24 protein-coding genes are annotated in these 22,553 nt (G+C 70.6%); 14 read left to right on the top strand and 10 right to left on the bottom strand.

Going from position 1 to position 22,553, the window contains the following annotated elements:
• The first annotated feature begins 17 nt into the window (after positions 1-17).
• On the top strand, positions 18-230 hold the full coding sequence (locus tag ABCU91_RS05410; RefSeq protein WP_413355087.1) for a hypothetical protein: 213 nt from the start codon (positions 18-20) through the stop codon (positions 228-230).
• A 315-nt stretch (positions 231-545) separates the two neighbouring features.
• The gene (locus tag ABCU91_RS05405; protein WP_413355086.1) at positions 546-1,715 is read left to right on the top strand and encodes an RtcB family protein; all 1,170 of its coding nucleotides are present in this window, start codon (positions 546-548) and stop codon (positions 1,713-1,715) included.
• A 17-nt stretch (positions 1,716-1,732) separates the two neighbouring features.
• On the opposite strand, the gene ABCU91_RS05400 is transcribed toward ABCU91_RS05405, so the two are convergent.
• The gene (locus ABCU91_RS05400) at positions 1,733-2,563 is read right to left on the bottom strand and encodes an aldo/keto reductase (RefSeq protein WP_413355085.1); all 831 of its coding nucleotides are present in this window, start codon (positions 2,561-2,563) and stop codon (positions 1,733-1,735) included.
• Positions 2,564-2,667: 104 nt separating this feature from the next.
• Between ABCU91_RS05400 and ABCU91_RS05395 the strand changes: the two genes are divergently transcribed.
• The 3 genes from ABCU91_RS05395 to ABCU91_RS05385 are packed head-to-tail and all read left to right on the top strand — an operon-like array spanning position 2,668 to position 5,464.
• Positions 2,668-3,939 (top strand): sensor histidine kinase, encoded by a 1,272-nt coding sequence (locus ABCU91_RS05395; protein WP_413355084.1) that lies wholly within the window; start codon positions 2,668-2,670, stop codon positions 3,937-3,939.
• On the top strand, positions 3,927-4,619 hold the full coding sequence (locus ABCU91_RS05390; protein WP_413355083.1) for a LuxR C-terminal-related transcriptional regulator: 693 nt from the start codon (positions 3,927-3,929) through the stop codon (positions 4,617-4,619). Before ABCU91_RS05395 ends, ABCU91_RS05390 begins: the two co-directional genes overlap by 13 nt.
• Positions 4,616-5,464 carry a hypothetical protein gene (locus ABCU91_RS05385; protein ID WP_406922600.1) on the top strand — a complete coding sequence of 283 codons (849 nt, stop codon included), beginning with the start codon at positions 4,616-4,618 and terminating at the stop codon, positions 5,462-5,464. Before ABCU91_RS05390 ends, ABCU91_RS05385 begins: the two co-directional genes overlap by 4 nt.
• A gap of 89 nt (positions 5,465-5,553) precedes the next feature.
• Here the strand turns inward: ABCU91_RS05385 and aztD are convergent, their stop codons facing one another.
• From aztD to aztB, 4 genes are read right to left on the bottom strand one after another with little or no spacing between them, the layout of a single operon-like run.
• The gene (aztD, locus tag ABCU91_RS05380) at positions 5,554-6,732 is read right to left on the bottom strand and encodes a zinc metallochaperone AztD (protein WP_413355082.1); all 1,179 of its coding nucleotides are present in this window, start codon (positions 6,730-6,732) and stop codon (positions 5,554-5,556) included.
• A gap of 23 nt (positions 6,733-6,755) precedes the next feature.
• On the bottom strand, positions 6,756-7,652 hold the full coding sequence (locus ABCU91_RS05375; protein WP_413355081.1) for a metal ABC transporter solute-binding protein, Zn/Mn family: 897 nt from the start codon (positions 7,650-7,652) through the stop codon (positions 6,756-6,758).
• Positions 7,649-8,839, bottom strand: coding sequence for a hypothetical protein (locus tag ABCU91_RS05370; protein WP_413355080.1), 1,191 nt, complete (start codon positions 8,837-8,839; stop codon positions 7,649-7,651). Before ABCU91_RS05370 ends, ABCU91_RS05375 begins: the two co-directional genes overlap by 4 nt.
• Positions 8,836-9,681: a zinc ABC transporter permease AztB gene (gene aztB / locus ABCU91_RS05365; protein ID WP_413355079.1), complete on the bottom strand. Its 846-nt coding sequence runs from the start codon at positions 9,679-9,681 to the stop codon at positions 8,836-8,838. Before aztB ends, ABCU91_RS05370 begins: the two co-directional genes overlap by 4 nt.
• 54 nt (positions 9,682-9,735) lie before the next feature.
• On the opposite strand from aztB, the gene aztA reads away from it, so the two are divergent.
• From aztA to ABCU91_RS05350, 3 genes are read left to right on the top strand one after another with little or no spacing between them, the layout of a single operon-like run.
• Entirely contained in the window at positions 9,736-10,437 is a 702-nt protein-coding gene (gene aztA / locus ABCU91_RS05360; RefSeq protein ID WP_406922605.1) for a zinc ABC transporter ATP-binding protein AztA, read from the top strand.
• Entirely contained in the window at positions 10,434-12,116 is a 1,683-nt protein-coding gene (gene pgi, locus ABCU91_RS05355) for a glucose-6-phosphate isomerase (RefSeq protein WP_413355078.1), read from the top strand. Before aztA ends, pgi begins: the two co-directional genes overlap by 4 nt.
• Before the next feature lie 5 nt (positions 12,117-12,121).
• On the top strand, positions 12,122-12,481 hold the full coding sequence (locus ABCU91_RS05350) for a hypothetical protein (RefSeq protein WP_413355077.1): 360 nt from the start codon (positions 12,122-12,124) through the stop codon (positions 12,479-12,481).
• Positions 12,482-12,488: 7 nt separating this feature from the next.
• On the opposite strand, the gene ABCU91_RS05345 is transcribed toward ABCU91_RS05350, so the two are convergent.
• A complete protein-coding gene (locus ABCU91_RS05345; RefSeq protein WP_413355076.1) occupies positions 12,489-13,721 on the bottom strand; it encodes a DUF222 domain-containing protein in 1,233 nt (410 codons plus the stop codon).
• A gap of 220 nt (positions 13,722-13,941) precedes the next feature.
• Here ABCU91_RS05345 and ABCU91_RS05340 point away from each other — a divergent pair, with 220 nt between their 5' ends.
• Positions 13,942-14,553, top strand: a complete 612-nt coding sequence (locus ABCU91_RS05340; protein WP_413355075.1) for a hypothetical protein — start codon at positions 13,942-13,944, stop codon at positions 14,551-14,553.
• Between the two features lie 61 nt (positions 14,554-14,614).
• The gene (locus ABCU91_RS05335; protein ID WP_413355074.1) at positions 14,615-14,986 is read left to right on the top strand and encodes a VOC family protein; all 372 of its coding nucleotides are present in this window, start codon (positions 14,615-14,617) and stop codon (positions 14,984-14,986) included.
• A 3-nt stretch (positions 14,987-14,989) separates the two neighbouring features.
• On the opposite strand, the gene ABCU91_RS05330 is transcribed toward ABCU91_RS05335, so the two are convergent.
• Positions 14,990-15,571 carry a hypothetical protein gene (locus ABCU91_RS05330; protein ID WP_413355073.1) on the bottom strand — a complete coding sequence of 194 codons (582 nt, stop codon included), beginning with the start codon at positions 15,569-15,571 and terminating at the stop codon, positions 14,990-14,992.
• A 31-nt stretch (positions 15,572-15,602) separates the two neighbouring features.
• Entirely contained in the window at positions 15,603-16,154 is a 552-nt protein-coding gene (locus ABCU91_RS05325) for a helix-turn-helix domain-containing protein (protein WP_413355072.1), read from the bottom strand.
• Between the two features lie 65 nt (positions 16,155-16,219).
• Between ABCU91_RS05325 and ABCU91_RS05320 the strand changes: the two genes are divergently transcribed.
• Positions 16,220-17,146, top strand: a complete 927-nt coding sequence (locus ABCU91_RS05320) for an NAD(P)/FAD-dependent oxidoreductase (protein ID WP_413355071.1) — start codon at positions 16,220-16,222, stop codon at positions 17,144-17,146.
• Here ABCU91_RS05320 and ABCU91_RS05315 read toward each other — a convergent pair.
• Positions 17,126-17,767, bottom strand: a complete 642-nt coding sequence (locus ABCU91_RS05315) for a YdeI/OmpD-associated family protein (RefSeq protein ID WP_413355070.1) — start codon at positions 17,765-17,767, stop codon at positions 17,126-17,128. The genes ABCU91_RS05320 and ABCU91_RS05315 overlap by 21 nt on opposite strands.
• A gap of 32 nt (positions 17,768-17,799) precedes the next feature.
• Positions 17,800-18,501 carry an NRDE family protein gene (locus ABCU91_RS05310; RefSeq protein WP_413355069.1) on the bottom strand — a complete coding sequence of 234 codons (702 nt, stop codon included), beginning with the start codon at positions 18,499-18,501 and terminating at the stop codon, positions 17,800-17,802.
• 42 nt (positions 18,502-18,543) lie between these two features.
• Here ABCU91_RS05310 and coaBC point away from each other — a divergent pair, with 42 nt between their 5' ends.
• From coaBC to ABCU91_RS05295, 3 genes are all read left to right on the top strand, one after another.
• On the top strand, positions 18,544-19,767 hold the full coding sequence (gene coaBC / locus ABCU91_RS05305) for a bifunctional phosphopantothenoylcysteine decarboxylase/phosphopantothenate--cysteine ligase CoaBC (protein WP_413355068.1): 1,224 nt from the start codon (positions 18,544-18,546) through the stop codon (positions 19,765-19,767).
• A 95-nt stretch (positions 19,768-19,862) separates the two neighbouring features.
• The gene (locus ABCU91_RS05300; protein WP_413355067.1) at positions 19,863-21,632 is read left to right on the top strand and encodes an AMP-dependent synthetase/ligase; all 1,770 of its coding nucleotides are present in this window, start codon (positions 19,863-19,865) and stop codon (positions 21,630-21,632) included.
• A 22-nt stretch (positions 21,633-21,654) separates the two neighbouring features.
• Positions 21,655-22,551, top strand: a complete 897-nt coding sequence (locus ABCU91_RS05295) for a DUF1295 domain-containing protein (RefSeq protein ID WP_413355066.1) — start codon at positions 21,655-21,657, stop codon at positions 22,549-22,551.
• The last annotated feature ends 2 nt before the right edge of the window (positions 22,552-22,553 follow it).

Below are 22,553 nucleotides of genomic sequence, written 5' to 3'. Positions count from 1 at the left end.
GAACCTAGGCTGGCCGCATGGCGAAGCGACAGCGAGGACGCGGGTTCTGGATCATCGGGACGGTTCTGCTGTTCGTCGCCGGCATCCTGTTCGGACTCGTCTGGCAGAACGTGTGGGTCGGGCTCGTCCTGGCGGCGGCGATCTCGGTCGGATGGTTCATCGCCTACGAGTCCCGCCGCGGGCGGAACGAGGGCGTCTACGACCGAGACGACGACGGGGCTCAGCTCTGACGTGTCCGTCGGGGCTACCTCGCCTGAGCTCATGCGCACGATCGACCTTTGACGCGACACGCCCGGGCCGCTACCGTGGCAGGGCTGTGCCGACCGGCACGGCGAGATCCCGGAGGATGCCATGACCGCGCAACGGCGCGATCTGCTCCAGCGGAATGAGACCAAGGTCCCGTTCCGCTACCTGCCGCACCCTCCGGCGCGCGCCGTCTGACGCCATCACCGTCCGACGCCCCGCACCGCACAGGTCCGGGGCGTCTTCTCGTGTGTTCCTCTCCGCACGAAGGGCTACCGGGCCCTCCACGAAGGAAAGGAACCATGGAGAAGCTCTCGAACAGGCTGATGTCCTGGGCGAGCATCATCGACGAGAAGACCGTCGAACAGGCTCGCACCTCGTCGCGGATGCCGTTCATCTACCCGCACCTCGCGCTCATGCCCGATGCGCACCTCGGCAAGGGGGCGACCGTCGGATCGGTCATCCCGACGCTGGGCGCCATCATGCCCGCTGCCGTCGGCGTGGACATCGGATGCGGCATGATCGCCGTCCGGACGCAGTTCACCAAGGCGCAGCTCGTCTCGCGTGACCTGACGACCCTCCGACAGCAGATCGAGCGGGCGATCCCGCTGACGGCGGGTCACGACAACCGGACCGTCGCCCTGACCGCCGAGCCGCGCGTCGCCGAGCTGGAGGAGCTCGCGACGAAGAAAGGGTTCGATCCGGCGTCTTACGCGGGCCACTGGCGGAACCAGCTCGGCTCGCTCGGGTCAGGGAACCACTTCATCGAGATCTCGGTCGACGAGACCGACGCGGTCTGGATGTTCCTCCACTCCGGGTCGCGGGGTGTGGGCAACAAGATCGCCACGCACCACATCGGCGTCGCACAGCGGCTCGCGACACAGTGGTGGATCGATCTGCCCGATCGGGACCTCGCCTACCTGGCGGAGGGCACGGACGAGTTCTGGTCGTACATCCGGCAGCTGCGGTGGGCCCAGCACTTCGCCCTCCTCAACCGTGAGGAGATGATGGACCGGGTCTCGCGGCAGCTCTCCGAGGTGATGGGAGAGGACGTCGTCGAGCACGAGCGGATCAACTGCCACCACAACTTCACCGAGCGCGAGAAGCACTTCGGCAAGGAGGTGTGGGTGTCGCGGAAGGGTGCCATCCAGGCAGACAAGGGGCGGCCCGGCCTCATCCCGGGATCGATGGGCACGGCGTCGTACGTCGTCTCAGGACTCGGCAACCCGCTGTCGCTCAACTCCTCCCCGCACGGCGCAGGGCGTGAGTACTCACGCTCGGCGGCGCGGCGCACCTTCACGCGCGAACAGCTGCGTGAGGCCATGGCGGGCATCGAGTTCCGGGACACGGACGCGTTCATCGACGAGATCCCGCAGGCGTACAAGCCGATCGACCGGGTGATGGCCGACGCCGGTGATCTCGTCGAGATCCGGCACACGCTGCGCCAGCTCGTCAACGTGAAGGGCGACTAGACCCGGGCGGTGAACCCCTACATCTCCTCGTGGGTGTCGGGGTCGCCGTCCCACAGCCGGCCACGCTCGAGAGCCGAAATCGCCGCGATCTCGTCGTCGGTCAGCGAGAAGCCGAACACATCGGCGTTCTCGGACTGGCGCGCGGGGTCGGCCGACTTCGGAATCGGCGTGCTGCCGAGCTGTACGTGCCAGCGGAGCACCGCCTGCGTCGGCGTCACCTCGTGGGCGGCGGCGATGTCGAGCACGGTCTGCTCGCTCAGCAGCTCCGACCGACGCGCCAGCGGGCTCCAGCTCTCGGTGCGGATCCCCTGCGAGACGTGGAAGGCGCGCAAGTGCGCCTGAGGGAAGTAGGGGTGCAGCTCGACCTGGTTCACCGCGGGAACGACGCCGGTCGCCTCGATGATCCGGGCGAGCATCGGCTCGGTGAAGTTCGAGACGCCGAGCGATCCGACGCGTCCCTCCTTCTGCAGGTCGACCATCGCGCGGTAGGTGTCGACGTACTTGTCGACGCTCGGGTTGGGCCAGTGGATGAGGTACAGGTCGAGGCGATCGAGCCCGAGGCGCTCGAGCGAACCCTCGGCACTGCGACGCGTCTCGTCGTAGCCGTGGTCGCGACCGGGCACCTTCGTCGTCACGAGGAGATCGTCACGGATGCCGCTTCGCCGCACCGCCTCGCCGACCTCGCGCTCGTTCTCGTAGTTCACGGCCGAGTCGAGCAGCCGGTACCCGCCCTCGATCGCCGCGACGATCGACTGCGTGCCGTCCTCGCCGCGCAGGTTATAGGTGCCGAGACCGAGCTGCGGGAACGCGGTGCCGTCGTTGAGGGAGACCGTGGGGATGCTGACCATTCCGCCACCGTACGCCGGATCCGCCCCCCTGGGGGATAACCCGAACCGAGGTCTCCGGTCCGCCCCGATGTGGCGGCCCGAGGGTCGCCCCTAGCGTGGGTGACATGACTTCCGACACCTCCTCGCCGCCCCGACGGCTGCGGTCGCTGCGGCGCCTCGGCGCGCTCGCGCAGCTCGCCGCCGTCGCCCTGGCGGGCATCGGCATCCTGACCACCGTCGTCTCGCTGTTCGGCACCGGTGTCGGGCTCGCGCTCGTGTTCGGCATCGGCATCCCGCTGATGATCGCCGCCGTCTACGTCGCGTGGGCCGGCGCCTGGCTCGAGCACGAGCGCGCCGAGGGGCTGTACGGCCACGGCATCCCGCCGCTGGCGATCCGCACGAGCGGGCAGCCGGGGTTCCGAGGGTTCCTCCGCACGCTGTGGCTCCAGTTCATCGACGGGGCGATGTGGCGCGGCATCGGCAGTTTCGCGATCGCGACGGTCCTCGGCTGGATCGTCATCGGCGCCACGTCGGCGGTCGTCACCGGGCTCGGCCTCGCGGTCTCTCCTCTCGTGACCGCCGCGGGAGGCAGGCTGCCGGTTTTCGGCATCCCGGTCACCGACGGCTGGGCGGTTGCGGGCGGCATCATCGCGGTCCTGGTGAGCCTCGGCATCCTGTTCGGGATCTCGCTCCTCGACGACCTCCTCACCCGGTCGATCCTCGTACCCTCGCGCGAGGCCGTCCTCGCCGAGCAGGCGCGGACCGCCGGGGCGCAGCGCGCCGGCGCGGTGCGGGCCAGCGAGGTCGAGCGCACCCGCATCGAACGCGACCTGCACGACGGCGTCCAGCCGCGGCTCGTCTCGGTCGGGATGACCCTCGGCATGGCGCAGCAGAAGATCGACTCCGACCCGGTCGCCGCCAAGGCGCTGATCGATGAGGCGCACACCTCGACGAAGGCGGCCATCACCGAGCTCCGCCAGCTGGCCCGCGGCATCCACGCCTCGGTCCTCGACGACCGGGGACTGGATGCCGCCCTCTCGGCGCTCGCGGCACGGTCCCACGTCCCCGTGTCGCTCGACGTTCGTCTCGACGAACGATGCAGCGCGACCTCGGAGGCGGCGGTCTACTTCGTGATCGCCGAATCCCTCACCAACGCCGCCAAACACGCCCGCGCCACCGAGGTGCGCGTCGTGGTCCGCAGCCGCGGTGACGCCGCGACGGGACGCCTCATCTGGGCGCGCGTCGAGGACAACGGCATCGGTGGCGCACGTGTCCTCCCGGGCGGTGGCCTCGACGGGATCATGAACCGGGTGCTCGCCGCCGGCGGCACCGCGACGCTCGACAGCCCGGCCGGTGGGCCGACGGCTCTGGAGGTGACGGTCCCGTGCGCATCCTGATCTGCGAGGATTCGACGCTCCTGCGCGAGGGCCTGGTCCGCGTGCTCGACGACGCCGGCCACACCGTGGTCGCCGCCCTCCCCCACGCCGACGGCATCGTCGACGCGGTCAGCGAGACGGCGCCGGAGCTCTGCGTCCTCGACGTGCGGCTCCCGCCGACGTTCACCGACGAGGGCATCCGGGCGGCGCTGACGCTGCGGGCGCAGCATCCCACCCTCCCCGTGCTGGTCCTCAGTCAGTACGTCGAGGAGCGCTACGCGAGCGACCTCATCACCGGGCAGAACGCGGCCCTCGGGTACCTGCTGAAGGATCGCGTGGCCGACGTCAGGGACTTCCTCGACTCGATCGATCGGATCGCCGCCGGCGCCACGGTCCTCGACCCCGAGGTCGTCGCCCAGCTGCTGACCCGCCGCGCGCGGGATGAGCGGATGTCGCGACTCACCGACCGGGAACGCTCCGTCCTCGCGCTCATCGCCGAGGGGAAGAGCAACGCGGCCATCGCCACGGCGCTCTTCGTCTCGGAGGCGAGCGTCGAGAAGTACATCACCTCCCTTTTCCAGAAGCTCGGCCTCGAACAGGACGAGCACGGCAACCGACGGGTGCTCGCCGCGCTCGTCCACCTCGAACACGACACGCCGCCCGCCGCCGGGCATCCCGATCAGAACGGAACGAACCGATGAGCATCGACCTCACTCCCCCGCCCACGACCCCCGACCCGCAGCCGCCGCAGCAGCCGCGACGCGCGTCGGCACAGATCGTCTCGGTCATCGCGATGAGCCTCGGCGGCCTGCTGCTGCTCGGCACGCTGGTCTCGGGCATCGGGTCGATCGCCTACGCGACCACCGATCGCGGCGACGACAACCGGTCGGCCGATGTGGCGGGAGTCACGGGCCTGAAGCTCGACGTCTCCGCCGGCCACGTCGTCGTCGAATACGCGGACGTCGATGAGGCGATCCTCACGGTTGACGGAAACCGCGACTGGAAGCTCGAGCGACGCGGCGAGACGCTGTCGCTCTCCAACACGCGCCCCTGGTGGATGCTGCAGGCGGGCTTCGACTGGTCGGAGAACCGCGCGACGCTGACGCTCCCCGAGGCGATGGCCGATCAGAAGCTCGACGCCGACGTCGACGTCGCGGCGGGATCGGTCACGGCCGACGGCACCTACGGGCGCCTCGACGTCTCGGTCGGTGCGGGCGACGCCGATGTCTCGGGCACGGCTGACGATCTGCGGGTGGACGTCAGCGCCGGCGACGCCGACGTCTCCATCGACGGCGCTCAGCGCGCGAACCTCACGATCGGCGCCGGGCAGATCACCGCCGACCTCCGCGGAGACGCCCTCGATGAGGTCCGCGTGGACGCCAGCGCGGGGACGCTCGTGGCATCCCTCCCCGACGAGGCCTACCGGGTGACCTCGGACGTGTCCGTCGGCACGTTCGACAACCGCCTGCAGACCTCGACGAGCGCTGCGCGGACGATCGATGTACAGGTCTCGGCCGGCACGGTCACCCTCCGCCCCGGCGAGTAATCCTCACCACGCACCGCGAGCCGTCGCAGATGGTCGCCCCGGGACCCGGGGTAGGGACCATCCGCGACGGCTCGCGGCGTGTGCGGGTATCAGCCGACGACGGCGATCTCGTTCGGGACGTGGTCGAGCTTCACCGTCTTCACGATCTCGTCGGCGTCGAGGTCGACGACGACGATCTCACTGTCGGCGGGATCGGTCACGTAGGCGAAGGAACCTGCGACCTTGACGGACGGGTGCGGATCCTGCCATTCGGCAGGTCCCTCCCACGGGTCGACGACCGACAGCGACGAGACGATCTCACCGGTGGCCGGGTCGATCGAGTGCAGCTTGCCGTCGGTGCCGATCAGAACGGCCTCGTCGTCCGGGCCGCGGCCGACGCCGCGGTAGGTGTACTCGACGCTTTCGGGGAGCGCGACCTTCTCGAGCGTGTTCGCCTCGGTGTCGATCAGGGTGATGTTGCGGAGGAGGTACCCCTCGGCATCCGGGTCGTCCTTGTAGTCCATGACGACGAGCGGGCTGTCCTCGGAGACGTACGCGTTGCCCATCCGGCCGTACTCATCGGGCGACGTGAGCTTCGTGATCTTCCCGTCCTTCACGACGAGGGCGCCGTTCTCGCAGCCGAACACGAGGGTCTCGTCCTTCGCGGTCCCCTCGCCGTGGACGCCGGGGCACTCGTCGTTGGTCGCGATCTCGTTGCGGTCCTCGTCGAGGACACGGATGCCGGTGCGCCCCGACTCGTCGCCGACGGTCGTAATCATGGTGCCGTCCTCGAGCTCGACCGAGACGCCGTGGTGGGCGGTGACGCCGGGGATGACCTCGGCCTCCGGGAGGGCATCGCCGGTCTTCGCCAGTTCGGCGGAGTCGAAGATCGTCGTGTCGCTCGTCGCGTCGTCGTACAGAACGGTCCTGCCCGCGTGCGAGACGACGTGACCCGCGGCAGCGGCGGGAACGACGAGGTCGGTCAGCTCGGGCTGCTGCACGTCGAGCAGCTGGAAGCCCTTCGACGTGGTGACCATCACGTGGCGACCGTCGCCGGCGGAGTTCAGGCGGATGAAGTCCTCCGACGCGAACTCGCCGAGGTTCTCGTAGTCGTCGCCGCCGAGGACGAGCACGCCGCCCTCATAGGCGACCGCGACACGGGGTCCAGCAGGTGCGGTCTGCGCGGCGTTGTCAGCGGGGTCGGATGCCGGCTGCTCGGCGGACGCGCAGCCGGCGAGGATCAGGGCAGCGCCGCCCGCCAGGGCGGCGAACTGCAGGGTCTTCTTCATGGGTTTCCTTTCCAGGGAATGCCTCATGGGGTGAGGCCGTCGGCGATGCTCTGCAGGTTGCGTCGCATCATGTCGAGGTACGTGCCGCCCGGCGAGCCTTCGGGGGCGAGGGATTCGGTGAACAGCGAGACGACGTCGACGTCGCGGCCGGCTTCGTCGGCGAGCACCTGCATGAGCCGGTCGGGCTGCGAGGAGTCGGCGAAGATCGTGGTCACCCCGGCCTCGTCGATCGCCTCGACGAGGCCTTGCAGATCCGCGGCGCTGGGAGCGGCGAGGGTCGTGCCGCCGGGGATCGCGGCGCCCAGGATCCGCACGTCGTAGCGTCGCGCGAGGTAGCCGAAGACGTGGTGGTTCGTGACGAGCGCTCGGTGCTCGGCGGGGATCGCACCGAGGGTGTCGGCCATCTCGGCATCCAGCGCGTCGAGCTCGTCGAGGTACGTCGCGGCCGCGTCGTCGACGACGGATGCCTCGACCCCGTCGATGCTCGCGAGTTCGGGCACGAGCGACTCGACGACCCGGGCCGTCTGCGTGGGGTCCGTCCAGAAGTGCGGGTCGACGGCATCCGAGTCGGCGTAGTCGAGCGGGTCGATGTGGTCACCCGCGACGAACGAGGCGACCCCGTCCGCGACCGCGGCCTCGACGTGGTGCTGCACACCCTCTTCGAGCCCCAGCCCGTTCGAGACGAAGAGGTCGGCGGTACGGATGGTCGCCGCCTCGCGGGCCGACAGCTCGAACGAGTGCGGGTCGCTGCCGCGGGGCATGAGGGTGACGACCTCGACCTGGTCGCCGACGAGGTTCGCCGTGATGTCCCCGAGCAGGTCGGTCGTGACGACGATGGTCGGTCGGTCGGGCCCTGCGGCGGCGCAGCCGGCCAGGACGGCGACGGCCGCGACCACGACCGCAGCGAGCGCGCGCCTCATCGGCCGGTCTCCGCGACGAAGGCGGGTGCGTCCGCCTCGAACGTGCGCGCGATGCGCGCGGAGTCGGCGTGGTCGATCTCGAACATCACGTTCTCGGCGGGTCCGTTCAGGTAGGTGCGGTTCGCGTCGATCTGCAGGGTCACGCCCGCCGCGAGGGCGGGATCGGCGAGGGATGCCGCCACGAGCGGCTTCGTGCGGGCGAGAGCGTTGCCGCTCTCCCCGTCGATCACGAGGACCTCGCCCTTCTCCGTGAGAGCGACGACGTGCTGGTCGGCATCGTCGACGGCCGCGACGCAGGCGAGAGGTTCGCCGGCATCGATGCGGGTCCACGTGCGTTCGCGGGTGTCGAGCAGCCAGAACGCGTCGCCGTTCGTGGCGCCGGCGACGGTCGGGCGGCCCTCGCACGCGGCGAACGACAGCACGCGGTCCTGGGCGCCGTCGGGGTACGGGATCCGCTCGAAAGCAGTGCCGTCGGCATCCGTCACCGCCAGGATCGCGCCGTCGGCGCACCCGACGACGACGCCGACGTTCGTGGCGATCGAGCCGGCAGGGTCGGTGCAGGGCACGGTCTCGATCTCGGCGCCCTTCGCATCGACGTGGCGGAGGCCGCCGGCATCCGTCACGAGGGCGCCCGTCGGCAGGGGCACGACCATGCCAGGGCCGGCGGGGACGTCGAGGCGGAAGCGCTCCTCGATGCGCCCCTTCTTGAGCGCGTCGAGATCGAGGAGCACGGCCTCTCCCCCGTCGAATCGGACACCGGCGCCCAGGTCGCTCGCGACGACGGTCGGCTCGCCGTCACCGGCGAGGTCGCCGAGCACGGCCGCGGGAGCCTCGTAGTAGTGGAAGTGGTCGACGTGGTTCCACGTCCAGACGCCGCTGTCGACGACTCCGACGCCGCCGTCGCGCCCCGCGTAGAGGAAGCGGCCGTCGGTCTCGAGCGAGGTCGGCGGGGCGATCTCACCGAGGGTCTCGGTCGCCTCGTCGAGGAGGTCGAGGTGGCGCACCTCACCGGCCGGGGTGACGCTCGTGAGGTGCAGTGCCGGTTCGGACAGTTCGGTCGCGCCGGCGATGGCGCCGTGGCCGTCGCCGGTCGGTTCAGGGGCGGTGGCAGGGGCCGGGGCCGACTGGCAGCCGGCGAGCGAGAGCGCGAGTACGGGCACGAGGGCGATCGGGACGCGGCGGTTCATGCTGTCCTTTCGTCGAGGGCGGGGCGGGTAGGGCGGATGAGGGCGCGGACGCCGGTGGACACCGCGCCCGAGCAGATCGCCGTGAAGGCGACGGTGGCTCCCGCGGCGGTGCCGAGGTGCCATGAGAGGACGATCCCGACGGCGACCGCGACGGTGCCGATGAGAGCTGCGAGCGCCATGGTCGGAACGATGCGTCGCGTCCAGGCGCCAGCAGCGACCGCAGGGCCGAGGAGCATGCCGACCACGAGCAGCGATCCGACGGCCTGGTAGGCCGAGACGACGGCGAGGGTGACGAGCCCGACGAGCAGGATGTGCGCGAGGCGGGGCCGGAGGCCGAGCAGCTGCGCCTGTCGAGGGTCGACGGCGAGGGCGACGAAGGAGCGGTGGCCCGCGGCGGCGACCAGCAGGGTCACGACTGCCGCGAGGGCGAGGAGCACGAGGTCGCCCCGCTCGATCGCCAGGATGTCGCCGAACAGGATGGCCGAGGCATCCGTCGCGAAGCTGCGCGAGGCGGAGATGACGATGACGCCGAGAGAGAGACTCGCGACGAAGAGCAGGCCGATGCTGGTGTCGGCGGATAGCCGACCGCGCCGCTGGAGCACGCCCACGCCCACCGACATCGCCGCGGCGCTCACGGCGGCGCCCGCGACGGGCGGGAAGCCGGTGAGGGTGGCGATCGCGATTCCGGGCAGCATGCCGTGCGCCATCGCCTCGCCGAGGAAGGCCATGCCGCGGAGGACGACCCATGTGCCGACGACGGCGCAGACCACGGCGACCAGGGCACCGCCGACGAGGGCGCGCTGGACGAAGGCGACGGCGAACGGGTCGAGAAGGACGGACACGGTGCCCGACTGTACACGTAATTGAGAACGGTTTTCATTTGCAATACTGGTCGGATGCACAGTTCGGGTCCGGTCATCCGCCTCCGCGACGTCCGCGTCGACATCGACGGCCACCGCGCCCTCGATGGCGTCGACCTCGAGGTCCTCGGCGGCAGGCTGACCGCTGTCGTGGGCGCGAACGGGTCGGGAAAGTCGACGCTCGTCTCCGTCCTCGCCGGGCTGCGGGAACCGACATCGGGCAGCGCAGAGACGCGCCACGGCACCGCGATCGCGCTCGTGCCGCAGCACACCGCCGACAGCGCGCGACTGCCGTTGACGGTCACGGATCTCGTGTCGATGGGTCGCTGGCGCGAGCGCGGCGCGTTCCGGCCGCTGCGGCGGAGCGATCGCACGATCGTCGCGGATGCCGTGGCAGCGGTCGGCCTGTCCGCTCACGCCTCCCGTCCGCTCGGTGCGCTCTCGGGCGGCCAGCGTCAGCGGGCGTTCCTCGGCCAGGCCCTCGCGCAGCAGGCGGATCTGCTGCTGCTCGACGAGCCGACGAGCGGTCTCGATGGTGCGTCGCGACGAGCCGCGGCATCCGCTCTGCGCGTCGCGACCGACCGCGGTGCGGCGGTCGTCGTGGTGACGCATGACCTCGGCGAACTCGGCGACGTCGACGACGTCGTGACGCTCGCCGCAGGACGGGCCGTGGATGCGACGACCACGGACGACATGCGGGGGCGGAGGGGCCGGAACGTGAGTAGCGTTGAGGGGTGACCAACGCTCCGATCGATGCCACCACCACGTCCGCCTGGGCTGAACTCGAGTCGCTGAAAGCCGGCTTCACCCCTGATCTGCGCGGCTGGTTCGCGGCAGACCCGGAGCGCGTCGCGAAGCTCGCGCACGACGTCGCGGATCTGCACGTCGACCTGTCGAAGAACCTCGTGACCGACGAGATCGTCGCCGCCCTGGTGCGCCTTGCGGAGCAGACCGGTGTGGCGGAGCGGTACGCCGCGATGCTCGCGGGTGAGCACATCAACACGACCGAGGACCGCGCCGTGCTCCACACGGCGCTGCGCCGTCCCGCCGACGCGACGCCGTCGCTGACGGTGGACGGCCAGGACGTCGACGCCGACGTGCAGGGCGTGCTCGATGCGATGGCCGAGTTCGCCGGCCGGGTTCGGAAGGGCGAGTTCACCGGGATCACCCGCAAGAAGGTCGAGACGGTCGTCAACATCGGCATCGGCGGGTCGGACCTCGGGCCGGTGATGATCTCGGCGGCGCTGGAGCCGTACGCGGATGCCGGCATCTCGGCGCGCTTCGTCTCGAACATCGACCCGTTCGACATCGCGTCGAAGACGAAGGACCTCGACCCCGAGACGACGCTGTTCATCGTCGCGTCAAAGACGTTCACGACGCTCGAGACGCTGACCAACGCGCGCCTCGCGCGGGACTGGCTGTGGGAGGGCCTCGCGTCGGCGGGGGCGATCGACGGCAGCGACGAGCAGAAGAAGGATGCCGTCGCCCACCACTTCGTCGCGGTGTCCACGGCACTCGACAAGGTCGCGGACTTCGGCATCGACACGGCGAACGCGTTCGGCTTCTGGGACTGGGTGGGCGGCCGGTACTCCGTCGACTCGGCCATCGGTCTGTCGCTCGTGATCGAGTTCGGGCCCGACACGTTCCGCGAGCTGCTCGCCGGCTTCCACGCGGTCGATGAGCACGTGCGGACCACGCCTCTGGCGCAGAACGTCCCGGTCCTGATGGGGCTGCTCAACGTCTGGTACACGAACTTCCTGGGCGCGCAGTCGCACGCGGTGCTGCCGTACGCGCAGCAGCTGAGCCGGTTCGCCGCGTACCTGCAGCAGCTGACGATGGAGTCGAACGGCAAGTCGGTGCGGTGGGACGGCTCCCCCGTGACGACCGACACCGGTGAGGTGTTCTGGGGTGAGCCCGGTACCAATGGGCAGCATGCGTTCTATCAGCTGATCCACCAGGGCACCCGGCTGATCCCGGCGGACTTCATCGCCTTCGCGAACCCTGCGTACGCGCTGACGGACGGCGACCGTGACGTGCACGGCCTGTTCCTGGCGAACTTCCTGGCGCAGACGAAGGCGCTCGCGTTCGGCAAGACCGCCGAGGAGGTCGAGGCCGAGGGTACGACCGGCGCGCTCGTCGCGGCGCGGACCTTCCCGGGCAACCGTCCGACGACGTCGATCTTCGCGCCGTCGCTGACGCCTGCCGTTCTGGGTCAGCTCGTCGCGCTGTACGAGCACATCACCTTCACGCAGGGCGTGATCTGGGGCATCAACTCGTTCGATCAGTGGGGTGTGGAGCTCGGCAAGCAGCTCGCGATGCAGATCGCGCCGGCGATCGAGGGCGACAGTGACGCGTTCGAATCGCAGGATGCCTCGACCAAGGCGCTCCTGGAGTACTACCGCGACCACCGGGCCTGAGGGTCGTGGCGCGACTCGAGGTCGAGGTCGGCGGCTGGGAGCATGATCGCTGCGGCCCCGAGCTTTTGCGGTTCACGAGCGTCGAATGGACCGTCATCCCCGTGGCAGGCGGTCCCTTCGTCGAGACACATCACGGCATGGACGAGACGGAAGGCCTGAAGGTCATCGAGGTCGTCGGCACGATCGTGGAGCTGGAAGCCATTGATCGTGACGGCTCTCGCACGCCCATCACGCGTATCCCCAGCGGGCGCGCCCTCCGCGGGATGGACGAAGACGACGCGGGTGACGTCATCGAGCTGCACACCGACCGCCTCATCGACGTATCTGACGATGGCTTCATCGTGACCGTAGAGGTGACGGACTGACCCTCGGCTAGAACGATGGCGGTCCGGGTGGGTCGACGGTGAAGGTGGGGATGCGTCGTTCGGGCCTCACGAGGTAGACCCGGCCGGCGGGTGAGGTCCACTCGAGTGCGCCGCCGGGTTTCGCTTGGACCTGCCAGTCGGAGTGGTGTTTGAGGGTGTGATGCCCTCGGCACAGCGGTGCGAGGTTGTCGGCGGCGGTGGTCCCGCCGTGGTGCCAGTCGACGGTGTGGTCGAGGTCACACCGGTTGGCCGGGATCCCGCATCCGGGTGCCATGCATCGAGCCGCCCGCCAGCTGACCAGCCGTCGCAGGTCGGCGGGCGGCCGGTAGTGCTCGCGTCCGACGGAGAGGACCACTCCGGTTTCGGGGTGGGTGAGCACCCGCATCCATCCGGATGCCGCTCCGCAGAGTTCCCGGGCGCGGTCGAGGGGGATCGGGCCGATGCCGTCGACCTGCGCGTTAGGGCCGGCACCGGTGAGGAGCGTGAGGGCGGGGACGGTGATCGCGACGGTGGGCCGGATGCCTCGCGCGGTCTCGGGTAGCGAGTCGGTCTCACCGTCGATCAGCAGGTCACCGAAGACGTCCGCCCGCTTCTGATCCAACGTGCGCTCGTCATCGAGGGTTTTCGCGATCGCGGTGAGCCTCCCAGCGATCGCGTGCGCTTCCACCGCGGGCAGGTGCGCGGTCAGCCACGCCATCCCATCCACGCCCGCATCGACACGCACGTGGCGGTGTGCGACGGCCGCGGCGTGCTGTTCGGCGAGGGTCGCTTCCTGCTCGCGGTCGACGATGCGTTTCATCGCGCGCCGGAACGGCCCGGTCGGGAGTTCTTCCGCGAGGCTCAGCACCTCCGCAACCAGCCCCGCCGTTACATCGTCGAGCTGATCGAGCCCGTCCACGATGATCGTCGCGTGGGTGTCGGTGATGTCCGCGCGGCTCATCGCCTCCCACACCTGCGGGTACCGACGCACGAGGGCATGCCCGACACCCATCAACCGTCCTGCGGCGTGCTCGGTGATCCGCAATGCGGCGGCGACCTCGAGCCGCACCGACCGTTCCACGAACGCCACCGGTTCCTCCCGGCGGCGCGCGTCGGCGATCGCGTCATCCCACAACTCGACGATGGACGCGTACCGCTGCGCGGCGTGGATGGTCGCCATGTCCGCGCTCAGCACCACCCAGTCCAGCGTCGACGGGATCCCCTCCGGGACCTCATCGCGAGCATCGGCTGAACTGGACATAGTCCCAGACTAGGAGGGGGTTCCGACATCGCTTCCGGCGCCGCGACCCCGGCCCCGCACCGCTCGCCCTCCCCTGTCGCGAAGTGTCGGAGGCGGCGGCATGTTGCGACAGGTGAAGGCCACCCCCGGCATCCCCCGTCAACCCGAACGGCGCCGGACCTCGCCCCCCGCCCCTCCCCGAACCACACCGCGGCGCCGCCGCACGCGCTAGCGTGCAGGCATGCGCGGACGCAGACTCACCTGGACGACCGGCGGCGTCGGACTGATCGCGGCCGGTGTCGCCGGGATGCTGCAGAGCGCCACACCGGGCTCGTCGCTCACCGACGTGCTCGCAGTGGCCGTCGACGTGCTGTGGGCGGCTGCGGTCCTCGTGTTCGCGATCGGCTCGTCGTCGCACGACAGCGTCACCGCACGGAGGCCGTTCGGCACGATCGCGCTCATCCTCCTCGCGCTCTGGTCCCCCGCGATGCGGGTCGTCGGCCTCTTCCAGGACCCGGCGAACCCGACGCCGATCATCCCGTGGGAGGTCACGATCGTCATCCCACTCGCGCTCAGCGTCGTCGGGGTCGTGCAGATCGCGCGCGTCGGCGTCGTCCCACGGCGGTGGCGATGGATGCCGGCCATCGCGCTCGGCGTGCAGGTGGCCTCGGTCGCCCTCGGCCAACTCCTCATGATGGATCCGGGCACCGCGATGCAGACCGTCGGCCTCGCCTCCGCGCTCGGGACGCTCGGCTTCCTCGCCGGCACCCTGGGGCTCGGCATCGTCGCGCTCCTCGCAGTCGCGTCGGAACGCCCGGCATCCGTCCCGGTCTACTCGTCACCGAACGACTGACCCTGGACAACGCCCACCCGCAGCGGGACGCTGGTCGCACACCTCGGCGAAGGAGACGGCCATGTTCCAGAACGACGGCGCGTACAGCGGCTTCGCGGTCGACGACCTCGATGCGGCGAAGACGTTCTACGCCGACACCCTCGGCCTCGAGGTGTCGACACTCGACAGCGGTTTCCTGCAGCTGAATCTCGCCTCGGGAGCGACAGTGCTCGTCTACGGCAAGCCGCATCATGAACCCGCGAGCTTCACGATCCTGAACTTCCCCGTCGACGACGTCGATGCCGCGGTCGACGACCTGAACGCGAAGGGCGTCGAGACCGCGATCTACGACGACATGCCCACCGACTCGAAGGGCATCATGCGCGGCAACGGCCCGACCATCGCCTGGTTCCGCGACCCCGCAGGCAACGTCCTCGCCGTGCACGAGCGCTGAGGGTCAGGGCTCCCAGAACCCGACCGCGCAGAGCAGCCGCGTCTCGTCGTCGGCACCCGCCGGCGGATCGACGGCAGGCGGGAACACGCCCCACTGCCGCCACTCGTCGGCGTGAGGGACGACGTTCTCGTTCAGCCCCCCGATCAGCTCGGGTGGCAGGTGGAACGGGATGCCGAGATGTTTCGCGATCAACCACGCTTGGAACGCCCGGTACGTCGCCAGGTGCGCGAAGCCCTCCTCGGCGGAGTAGTCGCCGTACTGGAACCTGAACACCGTCTCCGGCTCGACGCCCTCGCGCACCGCAGCCGTCGCGGTGTCGTTCAGGCGGTCGTACGACGCGATCGGATCGTCGCCGAGCAGGTCGGCGTTCCGGAATTCGTCGCCCTCCGCGATGGATTTCCCCGCGAGCACGTCGGGCACCCACGCCTCGTCGTACGCGTGCGCGAAGACGATGTCTCGGAAGGTGGGGTCGGGAGTGGATGTCCACTCCTTCGGGGCCGGCTTCGACAGGTCGGCCGGGTCGATGCGATCGATGACGGAGCGCAACGCGGCATCCGCTTCGAGAAACAGTTCATCGGTTCTCATGCCGACACCGTACGACCGCCCGCCGACACTGTCACGAGCCGTGCACGTGGATGCGCTCGCCCGATGCGCTGAAGATGCTCACCACCTCGGCAGGGCCCTCGTCGGTGGCGCTGATGCTGTGGGGCAAGCCCGTGTCGAACTCCGCCGCCTCCCCCGCGCCGATCCGGTGCTCCTCGCCGTCGAGCATCAGCCGGATCGTTCCGCTCAGCACGTAGAACCACTCGACCCCGTCGTGCACCTTCGGCGCCGGAGCGGCGGATGCCGCGGCGTAGCGGATCTTGTAGGTCTGCACGGGCGAGTGCTCGAGGGTCAGCGGCGCGACGACCATGCCGTGCCGACGCTCGGTCGCTCGGCGCACCCGCGGGTCGACGGGCTCCCCGCGTACGAGGTCGTCGAGACGCAGGTCGAGGACCGACACCAGCGGGAGCAGCAGCTCGAGGGATGCCTGTCGTCGCCCCGCCTCGAGCCGGGACAGCGTGCTGATCGACATCCCCGCCTTCGCCGCGAGGTCGGCCAACGTCCAGCCGCGCTGCTGCCGCGCCGCACGCAGGCGCGGCCCCACTCGTAACAGATCCATGGCCATGCTCCGAGTTTGCCACTTCCGCAAACCAGATTGCCGTCTCAGCCCGGAGGGTAGACCGTGGAGCGATGACAGACACCCTTTACGACGCCGTCATCGTGGGCGGCGGCACCGCCGGACTCAGCGCCGCGCAGATGCTCGGGCGCGCACGCCGCCGCGTGCTCGTGATCGATGCCGGCGCTCCCCGCAATCGCTTCGCCGCGCACATGCACGGCGTGCTCGGCCACGACGGGCGCTCCCCCGCCGAGCTCCTGCGCATCGGCAGGACCGAGGCGGAGGCGTACGACGTCGAGTTCCTCGACACGACCGTCACCTCGATCGACGATGCCGGCGACCACCTCGCCGTCACCTACGACGGCGGCACGCTCGCCGCACGCGGCGCGGTCCTCACCACCGGCGTCGTCGACGACCTCCCCGACGTCCCGGGCCTGCGCGAGCAGTGGGGCCGAGGCGTGATCCACTGCCCCTACTGCCACGGATTCGAGGTCGCCGGGCGCCGTCTCGGCGTGCTCGCCACCTCGCCTGCGAGCCTGCACCAGATCGAGCTCGTCCGACAGTGGAGCGACGACGTCACAGCGTTCACCGCAGGTCTCGGTGAGATCGACGACACGGTCGCCGCACGCCTCATGGCCCGCGGCATCCGCCTCGTCGACAGCGCGATGATCGAGCTCCGCGCCGAGCACGACGTCGTGACCACAGCGATCACAGCGGACGGCACCGCGCACCCGATCGACGCGCTGTTCACCGCGCCGACGCCGCGCCTGCACCTGAACTACGCGGCGAACCTCGATCTCGCGCTCTCGAGCGAGCCTGGCGAGGGCCTGCGTGTCGACATGCGCGGCGCGACGAGCCATCCGCGCGTTTTCGCCGCCGGCAACGTCGTGGCCCCGTTCGGCAACGTCCCGCTCTCGATGGGCCAGGGCTCGATGGCCGGCGCCGGGCTCAACGCGGCGCTCGTGATGGAGGACGCCACCTCAGAGATCCTGCGCAGCTGAGGCGGCCGCGGCGGCGCGGGCCAGCCACGCCGGCGGTTCGCCGTACCGCTGGAACGGCACGAGCCTGCCCGCCGCGCAGTCCTCGACGAGCGTCGCGAGCCGATCGATCCGGGTCTGCTCACGCTTCGCGCTCTGCACCCAGTTCGCGACCGCGCGTCGGTACGAGGGGGTCGCCTCATCCCAGAACGCCTGTGCAGCCGGGTTCGCGTGGAGGGATGCCGCCTGCTCAGGCGTGAGCTCGTTGCGCTGCTCGTGCGAGTAGACGCCCGACAGGTCGGGGGTCCGTCGCTCGAAAGCGGCGAGTCCCGCAGGATGCATCCGCCCCTCGGCCTGCAGCCGCTCGATGTGCGCGATGTTGACGGCGCTCCAGATCGACCGAGACTTCCGCGGCGTCCACCGTTGGATGCGCGCGCCGTCTCCGATTCCCCGGCTGACCGAGTCGATCCAGCCGAACCGCAGCGCCTCGGGCACCGCGTCCGCCCACGTCAGCCCCTGCCGCGGATCGCCCTTCCGGTAGAAGACCGTCCACACTTCGGCGGCCGACTCATGATGGGCCTCGAGCCACTCGCCGAACTCCGTCGCCGAGGCGAAGAAGGTCGGGTCGGATGCCGGTTCCACCATGGTCGCGACGGTACCACCGGCATCCGACGCGGTCAGCGCAGCTGCAGGCTGTTCCAGGCGCCCGGCTCGTCGAACTCGCCGTAGACGACTTCGGCGCCGCTGGCGGAGACGGACCCCGCGCAGACGAGGAGGGACAGCGTCGGGTAGCCGTGCGGGCGGTTGTCGCGGATGATGGCGCGGTCATCGGTCGGTTCCAGCGCGGTGGTGCGCTCGAGCGCGCCGAGCCACTCCGCGATCCAGTCGTCGCCCGACGGCGCCGTGAACGCGTCGTGCCACGCGACGATGCGCGCCGTCTTCGGGTCGTCGACGTCGTCGTGCGCGATCATGTGGACGCCCGGTGCGAGATCGACCGTGCGCACCGTCCCGCCGTCCCACATTGAGACGCGGGCACGACCCGGGGTGACCGTCAGCAGGTTGAAGCCGTGCGTCGGCGGCACCTCGGGCAGCCCTCGCCCGGCCGTGGCGTCGAGCACGACGTGCCCGCGCGAGCCGGTCGCGAGCGAGTCGTCGATGAGGTCGGCCCGGTTGAGCACGACGGCGAGACGGGATGCCGACGGGTCGGCGGCCAGCCACGCGCCGCCCGCCCGGGTGTCGCGCACGCCGATCACGCCGGGAAGGTCGGGCCACCACTCGCCGAGCGGATCCCAGGCACGCGCGGGATCCTCGTCGCGGACGGCGAGGACGCGGATCGCCGCCGCAGGGTCGTCGGGCACGTGGACGATCACGGTGCACATCGTTCGGGCCTTTCGCGTCCGACCCCGTGGGAGGATCGGACCATGTTCGTCGTCGTGGGCGTCTCGGGCGGCATCGCCGCATACAAAACGGTGCAGGTGGTCCGTGCACTGGTGACGAACGGGCACGAGGTGCACGTTGTTCCCACAGAGGACTCGCTGCGCTTCGTCGGGACCGCCACGTGGGAGGCGATCAGCCGCCATCCTGTCACGACGAGCGTGCACGACGACGTCGCCGAGGTCCGCCACGTCGCCCTCGGCACCAGCGCCGACCTCGTGATCGTCGCGCCGGCGACCGCGAACACCCTCGCGAAGATGGCCGCCGGGATCTCCGACAACCTCCTCGGCGTCACGCTCCTCGCGACGACCGCACCGGTCGTCGTCGCCCCCGCCATGCACACCGCGATGTGGGACCACGCGGCGACGCAGGCGAACATCGCGACCCTCCGCGAGCGAGGGGTCCACATCGTCGGGCCGGCCGACGGACCGCTGACCGGCGGCGACAGCGGCCCCGGGCGCATGGTCGAGCCCGATGAGATCGTCGCCGCAGCTCTCGCCGCTGCCAGAACCCTCGATGTCGCCAGCGCCCCGGCATCCGATCTCGCGGACCTCCGTGTCGCGGTGTCGACCGGAGGAACGCGCGAACCGATCGACCCCGTCCGCTTCCTCGGCAACCGCTCGAGCGGAAAGCAGGGCGTGGCCGTCGCCCTCGCTGCCGCCGACCGCGGCGCGTACGTCCACCTCGTCGCCGCGCACGTCGACGACGGCGTGCTCGAGAAGGCGCTGCTCCACCCGCGGATCGCCGTCGAACGCGCCCTCACCGCTGTGGAGATGGATGCCGCGATGCGCGCCGCGAGCGCAGAGGCCGACGTCGTCGTCATGGCCGCCGCGGTCGCCGACTTCTCGGTTCCGGAGGTCTCGGACGTGAAGATCCGCAAGGAGGACGGCACCGTCACCCTCGATCTCGTCGAGAACCCCGACATCCTCATCGGGCTCGTGCAGGACCGACGCCCCGGCCAGACAATCGTCGGGTTCGCGGCCGAGACGGCTGCCGACGACGCGGAACTCCGCGAGCGCGGCATTCGCAAGCGCTCCCGGAAGGGTGTCGACCTGCTCGCCGTGAACCGCGTCGGCTGGCAGGAGGGTTTCGAGACGGCCGAGAACCGGGCGCTCTTCGTCGACGCCACCGACGAGGTCGCGTCGCGGGCGGCGGGGACCAAGCGCATCGTCGCCGACGCCCTGTGGGACGCGGTTCTGCGCCTGCGCTGACCCTCGCGCGCTCGCGCGGAAGATAGCGGCATCCGTTTCGGTTCGGGCTCCGAATCACCTGTGTGCCGCAGATACACACTTCCCTTCTCGCGCCCGTGGACGGGCATCGCAACGTCACGGACCTGCTCGTCCAGCGTGCCGAGAAGGCTCCCCACCACGCCGCGTTTGACGTCGCCACCGGCGACGGCTCGTGGCGGCAGGTGTCCACCGTCCGGTTCCTGGGCGAGGTCCGCAGACTCGCGAAGGGCTTCATCGCCGCGGGGGTCACCCCGGGTGACGCCCTCGCGATCATGGCCTCGACGCGCTACGAGTGGGCCGTCACCGACCTCGCCGCCTGGTTCGCCGGCGCCGTCGTCGTGCCGGTCTACGAGACGTCCTCCCCCGTGCAGGTCTCCGGCATCGTCTCCGACGCCGGCGTCGTGCTCGGCGTCGGCGGCACCGAGGCCCAGACCCGCCGACTCGCCGACGCCTTCGCCGAGACCGGCGCCGGACGCCTCGGCGCCTACGCGATGGACCCGGCCGACCGGGTGGCCAGCGGCATCCGGACCCTCGACGACCTGCGCTCGCGGGCCGACGACGTGACGGATGCCGACCTCGAGCGGCACCGCACCGCGGCCGGCCTCGACGCGCCCGCGACCATCGTCTACACGTCCGGCACGACCGGGGAGCCCAAGGGCGCCGTGCTCACGCACCGGAACTTCCTCGGCCAGGTGTTGAACATCGCCGCCGCCTACGGCGAGGTCGTCCACGAGCAGGGCAACACGATCATCTTCCTGCCCCTCGCGCACGTCCTCGCGCGCGGGCTGCAGCTCATCTGCCTCGCGAACGGCATGCGCATCGCGCACCTGAGCGACCCGAGCACCGTCGTCGAGACGCTGTCGGTCCTCCGGCCCACGTTCCTCGTCGTCGTCCCCCGCGTGTTGGAGCGGATCCAGGCGGCCGCCGCGCAGAAGGCCGAGGCCGCACACCTGACCAGGGTGTGGCGCGCCGCTGTCGCCACCGCCGTCTCGGGCGGACGCGCGGCCGAGCGGAGCACGGACGGACGGGCACCGGCATCCGTTCGGCAGCGCCTGTTCGAGGCGCTGTTCTTCCGGCGCCTGCGCGCCGTCATGGGCGGGCGGGTCGACTACATCCTGTCGGGCGGTGCCCGGCTCGACCCCGAGGTGTCGCTCTTCTTCCACGGGATCGGGGTGCCCGTCATCGAGGGGTACGGCCTCACCGAGACGACCGCACCGCTCACCGGCAACCTGCCCGGCGACATCCGCGCCGGCACCGTCGGGCGTCCCCTGCCCGGCTCGACCGTCCGGATCGGCGAGGACGGCGAGATCCTCGCGAAGGGGATCGGCGTGTTCCGCGGATATCGCGACCCCGCGCACGATGCCGACGCGTTCGTCGACGGCTTCTTCCGCACCGGTGACCTCGGCCGCTTCGATGCCGAGGGACGACTGATCATCGAGGGGCGATCGAAGGACGTCATCGTCACCTCGACCGGCAAGACCGTCGTCCCCGCCCCGTGGGAGTTCGCCGTCGAGGCGGACCCGCTCGTCTCGCATGCCGTCATGGTTGGCGAGGGGCGGTCGTACCTGACCGCGCTGATCGTCCTCGATCCCGAGGAGGTCGCTCGTCAGGGCGACGCGCCAGCCACCGGCCAGCTGCGCGAGATCCCCGACGAGGGCCTGCGCGCGCGGATCCAGCGGAGCATCGACGCGGCCAACGCGCTCGTCTCACGCAGCGAGCAGGTGCGCCGCTTCACGCTCATCGCCGCCGATCTCGCCGACACGACCATCATCACGCCGACGCTCAAGATCAAGCGCCGCGTGCTCCTCGAGCGCGGCTCCGACGTCGTCGCCGCCCTGTACCGCTGACTTCCCGCCTCGAAAGGCCCCCATGTCTTCGCAGAACCGTTCCGCCCTCATCACCGTCATCGTCGGGCTCATCATCGGCGCGCTCGTCGCGCTCGCGGGCAGCCAGGGAGGCGCCACCGTCGGCGGCTTCCCCGTGTTCGCCCTCGCCGTCGCCGCCGCGTTCGCCGCACAGGTGCTGGTCTACATCCCGTCGGCGATCGCCCGCACCGAGCGCTTCTTCGACGCCACCGGCAGCGCGACCTTCATCCTCGTCACGCTCGGCGTGGTGCTGCTCTCCCCGTCGCCCGACGCCCGCTCGCTCGCCCTCGCGGCGATGGTGATCATCTGGGCCGTCCGCCTCGGCTCGTTCCTCTTCATCCGCATCCACCGCTCCGGCAGCGACGACCGCTTCGACGACATCAAGGTCAACCCGCTGTCGTTCCTGCGCGTCTGGATCATGCAGGGCCTCTGGGTCAGCATCACCGCGGCCGCGGCGTGGATCGCGATCGCGACCGAACCCGCCGACCGCGTCTCGTTCGACGTGTTCGCCGGCGTCGGCATCGCGCTCTGGATCATCGGCATGCTCTTCGAGGTCGTCGCCGACCTGCAGAAGAACGCCTTCAAGGCCGACCCCGCCAACAAGGGCCGCTTCATCCGCACGGGCCTCTGGTCCCGCTCGCGCCACCCCAACTACTTCGGCGAGATCCTCGCCTGGGTCGGCGTCGCGATCGTCGCCGCCCCCGTCTTCGACGGCTGGCAGTGGATCGGTCTGCTCTCGCCCGTGTTCGTGATCCTGCTGCTGACCCGGGTCAGCGGCATCCCGCTCCTCGAGAAGAAGGCCGACAAACGCTGGGGCGGCGACGCCGACTACGAGGCGTACAAGACCGCGACGCCCGTCCTCGTGCCGACGCTCGGGCGGGTCACGGTCGCCGCGCGCTGAGG

This window comes from Microbacterium phoenicis (genome assembly GCF_047302325.1).
GTDB lineage: Bacteria > Actinomycetota > Actinomycetes > Actinomycetales > Microbacteriaceae > Microbacterium.
This window is presented reverse-complemented; position numbering and strand designations above follow the sequence as displayed.